Consider the following 15,203-nt stretch of genomic DNA (forward strand, 5'->3'; position numbering starts at 1 on the left):
AGGATGACAGAAATCATATTATAACGGAATGAGCGAAAAGACTACGGGAAGCCGGGACGCACTGCGCCCAAGAGCTTCGGGTAGCTACGCTCGGGGCGGCTGCAGCAGTGGGTTGCTCACGCTGAAGGCGTAGAGCGGGCCGGGGGCCACGCGGTAGGCGGCGGCGGGCCAGGTGAGGGGGCGTGGGGGCAGGAGCACCCGGCCAAGGGGCAGCACGAAACCAACCATCATGCAGTCGTGGTGGTGCTGTTCCAGCGGGAGCTTGTGATGGTCCTGCTCATCGCGCTGGGAGTAGGGGTGGCGGCGGTGGTTGGCGCCGTGGGGGCCGTAGTGCAGCGTCAGAAACGCCAGCGGCGACAAGCTGCCGCCGGCCAGGGCCCGGTGGTAACGGTAGTGCTGGGCCAGCTCGGGCAGTTTCCCCAGTTCCGACAAGTCATTCTGCGGCACCAAGCCACTCACGAGCATCAGAATCCCCAGAAAGAAGGCTACCACTTGCTTCACGGCGTAAAGGTACGGCTGAACGGCTGGATTGGACGGATAAACCTATGTTGCTACTGAAATTTGGAAGGTTTCTGAATTCAGATGCTACTAAAACCGCCGACGGCTTTTCGCAACTGGAGCTTTTCACTGCCCGGAATCATGTACCTACAACCACCTTACCAGCGCAACCGTACTGAGGAAGCCTGTGGTTGCCTAGTATCTGCCGGGGCCCCTCTGTATGTACAAATGGATACTTGCCTTGGCCGTGCTGCTGGGGCTGACTGCCTTACCCGCCCGCGCTTACTCTGTACTCACGCACCAGGCCAACATCGACTCTAGTTGGCAGCGCTGCCTGGTGCCGTTGCTGCAGGGCCGCTATCCTGGCACCACCGAGGAGCAGCTGAAAGAGGCTAAGAGCTATGCGTACGGGGGCTCCATTCTGCAGGATATGGGATATTATCCGTTCGGCTCGGTGCTATTCACCAACCTCACGCATTACGTCCGTTCCGGTGACTTCGTGCGCAACCTGCTCAACGAGGCCAACAGCCGCAATGAGTATGCTTTTGCCCTGGGGGCGCTGGCGCACTACGCCGCCGACATCAACGGCCACCCCGAGGGTACCAACCGCGCCATGCCCAGCGTGTATCCCGAGCTGAAAGCCAAATTCGGCGACCATATCACCTACGAGGAAGCCCCTATTCAGCACACTCAGCTGGAGTTTGCCTTTGATGTGGTGCAGGTGGCGGCCGGCCGCTACCGCACGGCCGATTACCAGCGCTACATTGGGTTTCAGGTAAGCAAGCCGGTATTGGAGCGGGCTTTTCTGAAAACGTATGGGCTGGAACTGGGGCAGGTCATCTTTAACGTGGACCTAGCCATCAGCTCATTCCGGTTTGCCGTGCGCAGCCTCATTCCAATTGCCAGCCGAGCAGCCTGGCAAAGCCAGAAAAAGGAAATCCGCCGGCTCAGTCCCCGGGCCCGCCGCCGCGAGTATGTATACAAGGAAAGTGAGCGGGAGTACCGGCAGCGTTACGGCACCGATTACGAGCACCCCGGTACCGGGGCCCGCATGCTGTCCTACTTTGTGCGGGTGCTGCCCAAAATCGGGCCGCTTCGGCCGTTTGCTTTCAAGCTGCCCACTCCCGAAGCCCAGGAGATTTTTAAGGCCAGCTTTCAGGATGTGCAGCGCAAGTACTGCACTATGCTGGAGAAGGAGCCGCGCGACAGTACCGCCGCCTCCCAACCGCTGGCCAACACCGATTTTGACACGGGCCGGCCTACCAAGCTAGGCGAGTACGCGCTTACCGATGAAACCTACGGGGAGTGGCTGCGCAAGCTGTCGGATAAGAAGTTTGAGCACCTTACGGCAACGCAGCAGCAGCACATACTGGCCTTTTTCAGCACCCCCACCCAGGAGCCGAAAGGCGAAGAGGAAAAAGAAGGCGACAAGCGCAAGGAAACTATAGAGGCACTGCAGCAGCTGCGTACTTACAAACCAGAGCAGCAGTAAGCCAGCCGGAAGTCAGCAGTATGCTGCTTGGAACCGAGCTTCCTTCCACTTGCCCGCATGCCAGCTAAAAAGGCCAAAATGGCTAATAATAAGGGTGCCTGACTGACACCTATGCTGCAAAAAGAACCTCACGCACACCACTTGGCTATGCGTGAGGGATTATGAGTGCTGGGTAGCCAAATCTTAGCGGTGATAAGGGCGGTACAGGCGGTAGTTCGGACGGTGAACGTGTGAGTAGCCGCGCAGCTTGGCCTTTACCGTGGGCAGAAAACGACCTCCAAACAAACCAGCCGCCGATACCTGATTGGGTAAGCAAAACGACAAAGCGAACAGAATGAGGCTGAGTTTGAACAGGCGTAAGACCATGAGCAACAGGTGTGTGAAGTGGGAGAGGCGTAGTATTGCTACAAACCTAACAGACACGCTTTGTTCAGCCCCATTACTTCGCCGGACCGGCTGTATTTCTCTCTGAATTCGGTTGCTTTGAGGGTGGATTACTTGTTGCCAAACAAAAGCGCCCGCTCCCTAGGTACAAGGGAACGGGCGCTCAAAAGCTCAAAAACTCTGATTTTAAGGAGTTGATCAGGATGACTAAACTCCGGCAATCCTTCCAAGCCCCCTGATTTTTTAAGTGATGAGTGTGCCCGCGTGAGGGCGGCCTCAGTTGGTAGCGGCCGTTTCTTGCACCAGCCCGCTGCTGAGGCGTCGCAGTACAATTTCAGCCTGCTTGGCCTGGTAACGGATGTCCAGCAGGCGTACTTCCGCATCGAGCTGGGTGCGCTGAGCCACGCGCAGGTCCAGGGGCGTGAGCAGGCCGAGGCGGTAGCGCTCCAACGCAATGGCCACGTTTTCGCGGGCTAATAGAATATTTGCTTCCTCCAGCTCCAACAACTGCAGACGGTTCTGGTACTGGGCCCAGGCCTGTTCGGCCTCCGTATCCAGTTGCAGTTGGGTTTGGTCGAGTTGGAGCTGGCTTTGTTCCTCGGCAATACGGGCGTTCTGCTCCAGGCGGTTGCGGTTGAAGCCGTCGAAAATGGGTACGGAGGCCACTACGCCGTAATTTAGGCCGTAGGTGCGGCCGGTGTTAGTTACTAGCTGGTTACCGAAAAATGCCGCCCCGTTGATATTACGGTTTAGCCCGTATCCTGAGGTCAGCCCGATTTGCGGAAACCGGGAAGCGCGCACCAGTTTCCGGTCGTAGGTGGCCACTTCGGTATTGGTACGCGCCTGTTGCAGGCGGGGGTTACTCTGCCGAATCTGGGCTAGCACCGCGTCCCGGTTCAGGTCCTGGGCTACTACAATAGAGTCCTGAGGCTGAAAGTTAAGGTTAGGGTTGCGACCCAATAGATTGTTGAGGTTGATTTTGGCCGTTTGCAACGCCTCCTGCTGCTGAATGAGGATGGAGCGGTCAGCGTTGTAATCCACGCGGGCCGTGAGCACCTCTACCTTAGCTGCCACGCCCACATCCACCCGGGCCTGAGTCAGGTCGATGCGGGCCTGCCCGATTTTCAGGGCTTCCTCAATCGACTTGATTTTGCCCGATTCGCGCACTACCACAAAATAGGCATCGGTAATGCTGGCTACATTTTCCTCCACCGTGGCCCGCGTGAGCTGTTGCTGACTCTGCTCCAAGGCCTGCAGCCGGTCGTAGGCAATGAACATTCCGAACCCATCGAAAATGGTCCAGGTGGCAGCCACATTGCCGTTCAGTTGGTTGGATTTAGCACCGTTGGCAATGCTGGGTTCAGGCCGGCTCGATGATTCCTGCCGCACATTGTTGCGGTTGAAGGTGCGGGTGAAGTTGCCGTTCACTACCGGCAGCTGCCCGGCGTTGCCCCGCGTTACGTTGTTTTCGGCAATACGCTCGTCCTGCCGGGAGAGGCGGATGTTATAGTTGTTTTCAATACCCATCCGAATGGCCTCCGCCAGCGTGAGGGCGGGGGCCGGAGCCACGGTTTCGGGCTTTTCCGTCTGGGGTTTGCTCTGGGGCTGCGTGGCCGGCGTGCGGGCCGGTAATACTGGCCGTTGGGCCAGCAAGGGCAGGGGAGCAGCCAGCAGCAGGGCGAAAAGGAAGGAACGAGGCATGAGGGAAATCAACTGCGAAACGGGCATGGAGGGTGGAGCAGAACGTGCCGGTTCCTAAGCAGCCACGGCTTTTTCTTCGGCTTCGGCGTGCTTGTGCTTCTTGGCCGTAGCAAAGTAGGAATACATAACCGGCACCACGTACAGCGTGAGGGCCGTGGCAAAAAACAGCCCGCCCACTACGCCGATGCCCATGGCCCGGCGGCTGAGCGCACCCGCGCCAGTAGCCACCGCAATGGGCAGAATGCCCAAAATGGCGCAGAGCGAAGTCATCAGAATGGGGCGGAAACGGGCCGTGGCCCCTTCAATCAGGCCGGTCATGTAGTCTTTGCCATTTTCCACCTGCTGGTTGGCAAATTCCACGATGAGGATACCGTTCTTGGTCACCAGGCCCACCAGCATGATAATGCCGATCTGGGAGAAGAGGTTGAGCGTCTGGTTGAAGTACCACAGGCTGAGCAGCGCCCCCGACAACGCCAGCGGTACCGTCACCATGATAATCACAGGGTCGCGGAAGCTCTCAAACTGTGCCGCCAGCACCAGGTAAATCAGCACCAGGGCCAGCCCGAAGGCAAACACGAGGCTACTGGAGCTTTCCTGGAAGTCGCGGGAGGAACCGGCCAGTTCGGTGCTGAAGGTGTCGTCGAGGTTTTTGTCGGCAATGGCCTGCATGGCGGCAATACCATCCCCGAGGGTACGGCCGGGGGCTAGGGAAGCCGAGAAGGTGGCGGAGTTATAGCGGTTGAAGCGGTAGAGCTGGGGCGGGGTGCTGCTTTCCACCAGCCGAATCACGTTGTCCAGCTGGATCAGCTCACCGTTGGCGTTTTTCACCGACAGCAGGCGTACATCCAGCGGCTGGCTCCGGTCTTCGCGGGCCACCTGCCCGATAATCTGGTACTGCTTACCCTCCCGGATAAAGTAGCCGTAACGCTGCCCGCTCAAACCCGACTGCAAGGTCTGGGAAATGCTCTGTACCGATACGCCCAGGCTCTGGGCCTTTTCTCGGTCAATATTTACGCGCAGCTCGGGCTTGTTGAACTTGAGGTTCACGTCCACGAACTGGAAAGTAGGATCCTGGCGGGCCGCGTCGAGGAATTTAGGTACGGCCGTGCGCAGCTTATCGAAGTCCTGGGTCTGGATAACGAACTGCACCGGCAGGCCGCCGCCCCCGCCGCCTATGCTCTGGTCCTGGCTCACGGAAGTGCGAGCCGCCGAGAGCTTTTTCACGCCCGCGCTCAGCTTGTCGGCAATGGCCGGCTGGGGCAGGGGGCGCTTGTCGGCTTCCAGCAGCAGCACCCGGGCCGTACCCGAGTTGGAGCCGCCCCCGAAGCCCGGGGAAGTCACGGCAAATACGCTGCTCAGGTTCTGCTCCCCGGCCGAGTCCATGGCCATTTGGGTAAGCTGGGCCATGTAGGCATCCATGAACTCAAAAGAGGCACCCTCGGGGCCGGTGGCGTTCAGGTTGATGCGGCTCCGGTCTTCCACCGGGGCCAGCTCCGAGGGAATGGCACCCATAAAATACCAGATGCCTACGCCCGTGCCCGCCACTACCAGCCAGGCCAGCCAACGGTTGCGCAAAAAGGTTTCGAGGCTGCCTTTGTAGCCGTTAATCATCTTCTCGAAGAAGGGCTCGGTTTTGCGGTAGAACCAGTTATGCTTTTCCTCCCGCTTAAGCAGCACCGAGCACATCATGGGCGTCAGTGTCAGGGATACAAACGCCGAAATCAGTACCGAGCCGGCTACCACAATGCCAAACTCCCGGAACAGGCGCCCCGTGATACCCGTGAGGAACACCACCGGCAGGAATACTGCCGCCAGCACCACCGTGGTACTGATAACGGCCATCAAAATTTCCTCGGAGCCCTTGATGGCGGCCGTTTTGGGGTCCTCGCCCTCCTCAATGCGGGAGTAGATGTTTTCCAGCACCACAATAGCGTCGTCCACTACCAGGCCAATGGCCAGTACCACGGCCAGGAGCGTGAGCACGTTGATGGAGAAATTCATCAGGTACATCACGAAGAAAATACCCACTAACGACACCGGAATGGCTACCACCGGAATAATGGTAGAACGCCAGTCGCGCAGGAAAAGGAAGATAATCACCACCACCAACACGAAGGCCTCAATGATGGTATGCTCCACCTCGTTGATGGATTGACGGATGAACACTGAGTTATCGAAGCCCGGCTTGAGCACCAGGTCCTTGGGCAAGTCCTTGCCGTACAGCTCGATGCGCTTGTTGAACTCGTCGGCAATATCAATCTGGTTGGAGCCCGGCTGCGGAATAACGGCCAGGCCCACCATGGGCACGCCGTTTACCTTGAAGATGGTCTGGTCGTTTTCGGGGTAGAGCTCGGCGTAACCAATGTCGGAGAGCCGCACCAGGGAAGACGCATCCTTGCGGATAATCAGGTTGTTAAAATCCTCCACGGAGCTCAGGCGGCCCATGGTACGCAGCGTGAGCTGAGTGGCTTGGCCCTGCACCGCGCCGCTGGGCAGCTCCACGTTTTCGCGGGCGAGGGCAGCCTGCACGTCCACGGGGCTTACGCTCAGGGCTGAGAGCTTCACCGGGTCCAGCCACAGGCGCATGGAGTACTTCCGCTCCCCATACACCCGCACCTCCGACACGCCCGGAATCGTCTGCAGGCGCTCTTTCAGGGTGTTATTGGCGTAATCGGTCAGCTCCAGCAGCGTGCGTTTGCTGGAGCTGAGGTAAGTCATCACAATGGGTTGGGAGTCGGCGTTGGCCTTGCTCACAATGGGCGGGTCAATATCCCGCGGCAAGCGGCCCTGGGCCCCCGAAACTTTGTCGCGCACGTCGTTGGCGGCCGTTTCCAGGTCGGCGTCGAGGTCGAATTCTACCGTAATCTGGGTGCGGCCGTCCCGGGAGTTGGAGGTCAGGTTTTTGATGCCCTGGATGCCGTTGAGGGCTTCTTCCAGCGGCTCCGTTACCTGGCCCTGCATTACGTCGGCCGAGGCCCCGGTGTAGCTGGCCGACACGGTAATGATGGGTGGGTCCACGCTCGGGTATTCCCGCACGCTCAGATACCGGAACCCAATCACCCCGAAAATCACAATCACTAGGCTCATCACAATGGCGAGAACCGGGCGGTTGATACTAGTGCTGGATAAGCTCATACGTTTGTTTCTCGCGGTGTTTCGCAGTGGAAAAGCAGTGTTTCGCAGTGGTCAGTCGTCAGCACACTGCGAAACACTGCGAGAAATCTTACTTGGTCACCTTTACTGCGTCGCCTGGCTTCACTTGTAGAATGCCGGTACGGATGACGGAGTCGCCCACGGCCAGGCCGTCGGTAATCTGGATGAGGCGGTCGGAGCGCACCCCGATTTTCACCTTTTTCGGCACCATTTTGCCCTTCTGCACGGTGTATACGCTGTAGCCGGTAGCTTCCGGAATAACGGCCTCGGTGGGCACCTGCAGAGCGTCGGCGGTCTGGCCCAATTGCAGGTTCACCTTCACAAAGGCACCAGGGCGTAGCTCGTCGCGGGTGTTGGCATAGCGGGCGCGCACGGTCTGGGTGCGGCTCACGGGGTCAATCTGCGGGTCGAGGGCGTACACCTTAGCTTCGTACTTCTTGTTGGACGCCTCGTCGGTAATGACGATAGGGTCGCCGGTGCGCACCAGGCTGGAAAAGCGGCTGGGCACCGTGAAGCTGATTTTGACGGGCCGCACCTTGGAAAGCGTGGTAATTTCGGCCCCGGGGCTCACGTAGGTGCCCACCGTGGCGGTGGTCAGGCCCAGCACGCCGGCAAACGGAGCCCGCACGTAGGCCTTGGCCAAAGAGGCTCGCAACGACTGCAAATCGGCCTGGGCCGTGAGCAGCTGGTTGTTGGCCTGCTCGTATTCCTGGGCGCTGATGTACTCCTTATCCAGCAGAGTACGCTGGCGCTTTTCCTGGTCGCGGAACAGCTTGATGTTGTATTCCTGCTTGCGCAGGGCCGCCTGAATTTCATCGGCGTTGATGCTTAGCAGCAGCTGGCCCTTGCTCACTGGCTGGCCCTCCCGGATATTGAGGCTGGTAATCTTGCCCGAAATTTCGCTTTTGATTACCACCGATTCTTCGGCCAGAATGGAACCGGTGGCGGCTACCTCGTCGGCCAGGCTGGTGGCCTTCACCACGTACACCTGCACCGGCAGCTTCTGGCCGCCTTTGCCGCCCCCGCCACCGGGCCCGCCTTTACCGCCGCCCCCGGCGGCACCCTTACCACCGCCACCTTTAGCATCGGGGCTCTGGGAGGGGAAGTATTTAATCTTGACAAACGCCAATGCGCCCACCACCGCCAATGCCACCAGCAGCCAAATAATGCGGCGGCCAGCGGTGCCGGAGCGGGTTTCGGTTACGTCAGAGGTTGGGTGTTCCTGGGTTTGCATGGAGGTACTTCGGATGGAGCCCTGTTCGGGGAGGAGACGAGGGGGGATGGGCGCAACTGCCACAACGCGAACCACCTGGTTTTGGTTGACGCCGGGGCCGGAAGGGAAAGATGGGGGTAAGACACCAAAAACGCCTTCGGGTTGCGCGGGGAAGGGGAGAGGTGAAATTGGGAAGTGGTGAAATGGTGAGTTTGATGTTGCACTTGCACTACTTGCATCATCAAATCTGGCTGAACGTCCAACTCACCACTTCACAATTTCACCCTTCCCACCGTGTCCATTCCTCGCAACCCCACGGAGCAGCAGCGTAACTTTTTTCAGGATGTGCATGAGGTGGTGCGGCTAGTGCCGGTTGGCCGCGTAACTACCTATGGCACCATTGCCCACTACCTGGGGGCCCGGCACGGGGCCCGCATGGTGGGCTGGGCCATGATGGCCGCCCATACGGCCAACGAGTATGTGCCGGCCCACCGCGTCATCAACCGCAACGGGTTACTTACCGGTAAGCAGCACTTTGCCACGCCCACTGCCATGCAGGAGGCCCTGGAGGCGGAGGGTATACGGGTGATAGATGACCAGGTCCAGGACTTCAAGCGGCTGCTCTGGGACCCGGCTACGGAGCTGGAATAACCGCCCGTTGGCTGGGGTATTTTCTGCTTCGCGCTACCTGTCAAAATCTTACCTTTACAGCCTTAAATTCCTTTGCGGGTTGTATTTCCCTTTTTCATGAAGCACTTTTTACTTGCTGGAACTCTACTAACTACCTCGGTGGGAGCCATGGCCCAGGCTACGTATTCCATCAAAGGACGCGTACTGGACAAATTAACGGGGGAAGCGCTGCCCGGCGCTACCGTGCAGGTGGTGGGCAACGGGGCCAATACCGGAGCCGGGGCAGAAGAAAACGGTTCCTATATCGTGCCCAGCCTGAAGCCCGGCACCTACACCGTGCGGGCTTCCTTTATTGGGTACAAACTGCTGGAGCAGCAGGTGACGGTGGGCAGCCAGAATGCCACGGCTACCTTTAACCTGACCTCCGACGGCGCGACGCTGAACGAAGTGCAGGTGGTAGGCTCCCTGGGCGTGGCCGTGGAGCGCTCCACGCCGGTGGCGTTTGCGGCCGTGAACGAGGTGAAGCTGCGTGAAACCCTTTCCAACCGCGACCTGCCGATGATTCTCAACGAGACGCCCGGTGTGTACGCCACCCAGGGCGGCGGCGGTACCGGCGACTCACGCATCAACATCCGGGGCTTCGACCAGCGCAACGTGGCCGTGCTGGTGAACGGGGTGCCCGTGAATGACATGGAAACCGGCCAGGTATTCTGGTCGAACTGGGACCTGGGCGACGTGACCAAGAGCCTGCAGGTACAGCGCGGCCTGTCGGCCTCCAAGATTTCGGTGCCTTCCGTGGGCGGTAGCATCAACGTCGTAACCAAGGGCTTTGACGACAAGAAAGCCATTCTGGCTCGGGTAGAAACCGGCTCCAACAGCTACCAGAAATATTCCCTGATGCTGAGCACCGGCACCATGAAGGGCGACTGGGCCGTGACGGTGTACGGGTCCCGCCGCTTATCGGAGGGGTGGGTAGATAAAGCCTTTGATGATGCCTGGACCTACTTCGGCAACATCAGCAAGCGGGCCGGTAACCACCGCATTTCCCTCACGGGCATGGGTTCCCCCCAAAGCCACGGTACCCGCAGCTTTGCCCAGCAAGTAGGCCTGTTCTCAACGCAGAAAGCCCAGGAAATTGGGGCTGCTCCGCTAGCCAACGGTGACCGGGGCTTCAAGTACAACCCCTACTGGGGTACGCTCAGCCGCTTCACCCTCGATGGCAGCGGCAATAAGGTGGCGCAGAAACAGGAAAACCTGAATGAGCGCAGCAACTACTACCACAAGCCCCAGATTAACCTCAACGACTACTGGCAGGTAAACAGCAAGCTGTTTGTGAATGCCGTAGCCTATGCCTCCTTCGGGAACGGGGGCGGGGTAACCGGCCTCACCACGGGCAACTCCAGCACCATTCTGCAGAACGGTACCACGCTGCAAACCGATTTTCAGCGCATTTACGAGCTGAATTACAACGACCCGCGCAACAACCCCACCCGCCGCGCCCAGCAGTTTCTGGTGAATAACGTGAACAGCCACCGCTGGTACGGGGGCGTGCTGGGCGCCGACTACTCGCTCGGCGACAAGCTAACCCTCTCGGCCGGGGTGGACGGGCGCCTGTACCGGGGTCTGCACTACCGCGAGGTGCGCGACCTGCTGGGTGGCGACTACACCAACCTGAACCCCAGCATCACCACTGCTGGCAACCGCAACGAGGACCCCACCACCCGCCTGTACGAGGGCGACAAAATCAGCTACAACTACGACGGTAAAACCCAGTGGCTGGGCGGCTACGCGCAGTTGGAGTACAAAACGCCGGTCCTGTCGGCCGTGGTGAGTGGCACCGTATCGCAAATCAACTACAAGCGCATCGACTACTTCCGGCCCAAGCAGGTAACCGTGGATGGGCAGAGCTACGACGTGGCCTTCAACCAGACGCAGACCATCAACGGCCGCACCTACACCGCCGCCGATGGCAAAACCCTGGAAACCCCCTGGGCCGAGTTTACCGGCTACAGCGTGAAAGCCGGGGCCAACTACAACGTAACGGAGCGCAACAACCTGTTCGTGAACGTGGGCCACAACAGCCGGGTACCCTTCTTCAACCAGGTATACACCTCCCAGGGCCAACAGTACCGGGACGTGAAGCCGGAAGGCATTACCTCCGTGGAGCTGGGCTACGGTATCAGCTACCCCAGTCTGAAAGCTACCCTGAACGCCTACTACATCCTGTGGGCCAACAAGTCAACCAACTCCATCTCTACGGCTACCGGGGAGCCAGTGTACAGCACCGTCCGGAACGTAAATGCCCGCCATATGGGCGTGGAAATGAGCGTGGCCCAGGAAATCAGCCGCAGCCTGCAACTGAACGCCGCCATTGCCGTGGCCGACTGGCGCTGGGTGGGCAAGGGCCTGCTGAACCAGGTAACGGAATCGGGCATCCAGGTAAACCAGCTTGACCAGCCGGTGTACCTGGATGGCGTGCACGTGGGCGACGCCGCCCAAAATCAGTTTCAGCTAGGCTTGCGCTACGAGCCTATCCGGGGCTTCTATGTGCGGCCTTCCCTGCTGGTGTTCTCGAAGTATTACGCGGCCTTCAACCCGGAGAGCATTCTGGATGAAAACTCCCGCACCGATGCCTACCGCCTGCCTACCAGCAAAAACCTGGACCTACACTTTGGCTACGAGCTGCGCCCCATGTACAACGAGAAAGTACGCATCGGTTTCCGGGCTTCAGTGCTTAATGTGCTGAACGAGTTTTACTTCACCGACGTATCGAACCGTAACAGCACCAACGTGGCCGACCCGAATCTGCTGCAGGCCTTCTTCAACCGGGGCCGCACATTCACCCTGGGTATGTCGGTGGGGCTGTAGCGCCCCAGAAATACGCAGCCAACAGAAAGCCCCTGGCCACGTTGGTCAGGGGCTTTCTGTTGGCTAAGCTGTTGCTTTCCTAAAAAGAGGCAGTAAGAATAGCCCGGGAGTTGCCCGAGCCGGGGCGGGTGTCAATGGCCCGCTGAATAGCGCCCAACACTTCCTCAGGGCTGGCGTTCTTAAGCAAGTAGCCGTGAGCACCTTCCGCCCGCAGCGAGTCAATCAGCTCAGGCTCATCGTGCATGGAGATGATGATGGAGCGCACCTGTGGGTATTGAACCCGCAGCAGCCGCACGGTTTGCAGGCCATCGAGCACGGGCATCTGCAAATCCATCAGTATCACATCCGGAATGGTGCCTTGGTCCAGGCGCTCCAGCAGCTCCTGCCCGTCGCCGGCCTCAAACAGGACCTCCATGCCCGGAAAACCGCTGATGAGGGCGCGAAGTCCCTTTCGAAATAAAATGTGGTCGTCAACGACAGCCAGGCGAATGGGAGGTGTGCTCATGCTAGGGATAGGTTGGGCGCCTGATTGGCGAGATGATAGGGCAGGGGCAGCGAAATCCAGACCTTGGTGCCCTGGCCCGGTGCCGACTCGTGGCGGAGCGTACCACGCAGTACGCCCACGCGGCTGCGTAGGTTGGTGAGACCCAAGCCCGTACGTATGCCTGGTAGCGGCTGCTGTTCCGAAACGGTGGGGTCGAAGCCAATGCCGTTGTCGGAGTATTGCAAAGACATTTGATCTGAGCCGTACTCCACTATGATGTGAATCTGGCTGGCGTGGGCGTGGCGCAGGCCGTTACCCAGCAGCTCCTGCACTACCCGGTACACAATCAGCTCGTGCTTGGGCTCAAGGCGGCGCGGCGTGCCCACCTGCTCCACCACTACGTGGGTAGGGCCGTCGGCGGGCATGGTGCGGGCCAGGGCTTCCAGGGCAAATGATAACCCGAACTTCTGGAGGGCTGCCGGTAGCAGGTTGCGCGAAATGCGCCGTACCTCATTGATAGCCTGATCCAGTAGCAGGGAGGCTTCCTCGGTGAGGTCGGGCTGATTGAGCGTGTTTAGGTGCAGCTTCACAATAGCCAGGGTGGTGCCCACACCGTCGTGCAAATCAGCGGCAATGCGGCGGCGCTCCTCCTCCTGGGCCAACAGGGCCGCCTCCAACGCCTGCTGCTGGGCGCTTTCGTGCAATTCCTGTACCTCCTGATGCTGCTGAATCAGCCGCCGCTGGTAGCGCACCACAAAGCCCACGATGCCCAGTGCCAGCAAAAGCAGAATGGGCGTCACCAGGACTAAGGGTAAAAGTGCGTCGGGCATTGCAGAAAAGCAGGTAGTTATATACCTATTCGGCTAAAGTAAGCTAAACGCGGCTATTTCGAATGGTTAATGGGATAGTGAATATTTGGAGGCAAGGCTACGGGCGGCTTTCCGAACCGGAAGCGCAACCACCCGGGTAATGCCCGCCGGGGAGCTGGCCCACCCGGCAAAATGCTCAGTAGGTAAATCAGCAGCCCCACTTGCAGTACCCGGAGCGGTGGATAGAGTAGCATACTACTGATAGCGGCACTGTTGCCAGGAAATCGGGCTATGAGGCTGGCCGGTAGTAACTCCTGCACAATGAATACTAAGGTAGAGCAGGGATAATACAGAAGTACCATGGCCCCCAGAACAAGCTCCGGATTTTTTTCCGGACGACCGGCCGGCTGCAAATTCCAAATCTGGTACATGGCCAGCATCGTCAGGAGGCTGTTGCCGGCTATGCGGCTGACTACATTGATGCTACTCATGAATGGATCCAGCCAGAGGGCATCACCGAGAGCTATCAGCGCGAATATGGCCCAGCACCAGCCAAGTATCCGGCGCTGCTTGTGAGGCAGGAGCCCGCCAAACAGCCAGCAAAGCGTTGTAACATCAAGAGCAGTAGACAGGTGATAGACAAAGCTATTGTTACGTAGTACTTTCCGGCCATACATATCCAGAAAGATGCAAATCACGTCGCCGGCCAAGTAAAAATGCAGCGGCCGAAAGCTCCCTTGGGACAGAAGCTTTCGGCCGACACAGATGGCAAATGGAACCACAGTCAAAACACTGCTAATTCGAATTAATGCCACCAGGTTGCTCAGGTATTCGGTCACATCAACTGTTCATGGGGCTTGCAGAATCACATACTGACGGACATTTCAGCGAACCGTCTCCCACAATACCATCCTCATTCAGCAACTCGCCGGTTGGGCCAGCAGCTGGTACTCGTCTTTGCTTTTGTCGCCGGTCAGGTCTTCTTCCAGCCCCATGTAGAAGCGGATGCCCACGCAACCAGTTGCTGGATAGTATCCAGCAACTGGTTGCCGAAGTAATAAGCCTTAGTGCGCTTGCGGCCGGCCAGTTCTTCCTGGGGCTGGTTGCGGTAGTTGGCGGTCCACTGCTCGGCCTCAGTGGGAGCAATGGGGGCTCCTGCATTGGGGTTAAACCCGGGAATGGGGTCGGTGAAAGGCATCAGGTGTGCGTGGGTCGGGAGATATATATATTCAATGGTAATATAGGGACATATCTACCCGAAGCGGTAATAAAAATCTAGGAGCCCGCTACGCCCAGCTCTCCAGATGGTGTTGTCTGGCGGGCCAACCAAAAGGACCGGCTGAATAAAATAGCCATGATGCACAATAAAACGGAGCTGGAAGAATAAACCAACTGAGTATTTTCTCCGTCGTTCTTATTGATTAAATAATTAGTAATCAGGTATAGTACGACGGTGCCGACCAAATACAATATAATGCCGATAGAGGCAATAAACATTGGTTTTTGCAAAGCCGCAATTTTCTGGCTTCTCACAATATGTACTTCAAAATACAGCAGCGCGAGCGTAATAATCAGTACGCTTTCCACCAGGTTGGTGTAAGCATTGATTTGATGAAAACCCTCCAGCCAAAAGGAATCAACGCAGGCAAAACACAGGAATACAACGCCCGCCACACGAATACGGCGTTTGATGACGGTGCTCGTAAATTCATCATGGTACACCTTCAAATACAGCAGTGTCTCCCCAACCGTATTCACATGGTTAAGTGGCAGGCCGTACGCCCACAAGCGGATGGCCACTTGCAGGCAACAGTACATACCCAGCAGAAAGAGCGGCACAAAACGCAGTGCCCGGAGGCCGCCAACCAGCCAGTGGCGGTTGTAGTAGGCTATGGCAATAGGAATTACCATAGCCCAATAGGCTACCAGTTCAAGGATGTCGCACAGTGTGTCAAGCCAAACGGGCATTTC

Annotated in this window: 13 protein-coding genes; 3 read left to right on the forward strand and 10 right to left on the reverse strand. The window is 58.4% G+C overall.

Annotated features, from left to right (window positions below; all coding sequences use genetic code 11):
* Window positions 1-84: 84 nt before the first annotated feature.
* Window positions 85-501, reverse strand: a complete 417-nt coding sequence (locus ROI90_RS15145; protein ID WP_315999196.1) for a hypothetical protein — start codon at window positions 499-501, stop codon at window positions 85-87.
* Window positions 502-718: 217 nt separating this feature from the next.
* Between ROI90_RS15145 and ROI90_RS15150 the strand changes: the two genes are divergently transcribed.
* On the forward strand, window positions 719-1,990 hold the full coding sequence (locus tag ROI90_RS15150) for a zinc dependent phospholipase C family protein (RefSeq protein WP_315999197.1): 1,272 nt from the start codon (window positions 719-721) through the stop codon (window positions 1,988-1,990).
* A 183-nt stretch (window positions 1,991-2,173) separates the two neighbouring features.
* On the opposite strand, the gene ROI90_RS15155 is transcribed toward ROI90_RS15150, so the two are convergent.
* The 4 genes from ROI90_RS15155 to ROI90_RS15170 form a co-directional block, all read right to left on the reverse strand.
* Window positions 2,174-2,356 carry a hypothetical protein gene (locus tag ROI90_RS15155; protein ID WP_315999198.1) on the reverse strand — a complete coding sequence of 61 codons (183 nt, stop codon included), beginning with the start codon at window positions 2,354-2,356 and terminating at the stop codon, window positions 2,174-2,176.
* A gap of 294 nt (window positions 2,357-2,650) precedes the next feature.
* Window positions 2,651-4,102, reverse strand: coding sequence for a TolC family protein (locus ROI90_RS15160; RefSeq protein WP_315999199.1), 1,452 nt, complete (start codon window positions 4,100-4,102; stop codon window positions 2,651-2,653).
* A gap of 27 nt (window positions 4,103-4,129) precedes the next feature.
* The gene (locus tag ROI90_RS15165; protein WP_315999200.1) at window positions 4,130-7,210 is read right to left on the reverse strand and encodes an efflux RND transporter permease subunit; all 3,081 of its coding nucleotides are present in this window, start codon (window positions 7,208-7,210) and stop codon (window positions 4,130-4,132) included.
* Between the two features lie 88 nt (window positions 7,211-7,298).
* Complete coding sequence (locus ROI90_RS15170; RefSeq protein ID WP_315999201.1) at window positions 7,299-8,462, reverse strand: efflux RND transporter periplasmic adaptor subunit; 1,164 nt, start codon at window positions 8,460-8,462, stop codon at window positions 7,299-7,301.
* 273 nt (window positions 8,463-8,735) lie between these two features.
* Between ROI90_RS15170 and ROI90_RS15175 the strand changes: the two genes are divergently transcribed.
* Both ROI90_RS15175 and ROI90_RS15180 read left to right on the forward strand, forming a co-directional pair.
* Window positions 8,736-9,092, forward strand: a complete 357-nt coding sequence (locus ROI90_RS15175; RefSeq protein ID WP_315999202.1) for an MGMT family protein — start codon at window positions 8,736-8,738, stop codon at window positions 9,090-9,092.
* A 96-nt stretch (window positions 9,093-9,188) separates the two neighbouring features.
* Window positions 9,189-11,939 carry a TonB-dependent receptor gene (locus ROI90_RS15180; RefSeq protein WP_315999203.1) on the forward strand — a complete coding sequence of 917 codons (2,751 nt, stop codon included), beginning with the start codon at window positions 9,189-9,191 and terminating at the stop codon, window positions 11,937-11,939.
* A gap of 79 nt (window positions 11,940-12,018) precedes the next feature.
* Here ROI90_RS15180 and ROI90_RS15185 read toward each other — a convergent pair whose 3' ends face one another.
* The 5 genes from ROI90_RS15185 to ROI90_RS15205 form a co-directional block, all read right to left on the reverse strand.
* The gene (locus ROI90_RS15185; protein WP_315999204.1) at window positions 12,019-12,444 is read right to left on the reverse strand and encodes a response regulator; all 426 of its coding nucleotides are present in this window, start codon (window positions 12,442-12,444) and stop codon (window positions 12,019-12,021) included.
* Window positions 12,441-13,253, reverse strand: coding sequence for a sensor histidine kinase (locus ROI90_RS15190; protein WP_315999205.1), 813 nt, complete (start codon window positions 13,251-13,253; stop codon window positions 12,441-12,443). Before ROI90_RS15190 ends, ROI90_RS15185 begins: the two co-directional genes overlap by 4 nt.
* A gap of 53 nt (window positions 13,254-13,306) precedes the next feature.
* Window positions 13,307-14,071, reverse strand: a complete 765-nt coding sequence (locus tag ROI90_RS15195; protein WP_315999206.1) for a hypothetical protein — start codon at window positions 14,069-14,071, stop codon at window positions 13,307-13,309.
* Window positions 14,072-14,205: 134 nt separating this feature from the next.
* On the reverse strand, window positions 14,206-14,430 hold the full coding sequence (locus tag ROI90_RS15200; protein WP_315999207.1) for a hypothetical protein: 225 nt from the start codon (window positions 14,428-14,430) through the stop codon (window positions 14,206-14,208).
* 77 nt (window positions 14,431-14,507) lie between these two features.
* A complete protein-coding gene (locus ROI90_RS15205) occupies window positions 14,508-15,200 on the reverse strand; it encodes a hypothetical protein (protein ID WP_315999208.1) in 693 nt (230 codons plus the stop codon).
* Window positions 15,201-15,203: the final 3 nt, after the last annotated feature.

The organism is Hymenobacter endophyticus (assembly GCF_032464715.1).
GTDB classification, from domain to species: Bacteria; Bacteroidota; Bacteroidia; order Cytophagales; family Hymenobacteraceae; genus Hymenobacter; species Hymenobacter endophyticus.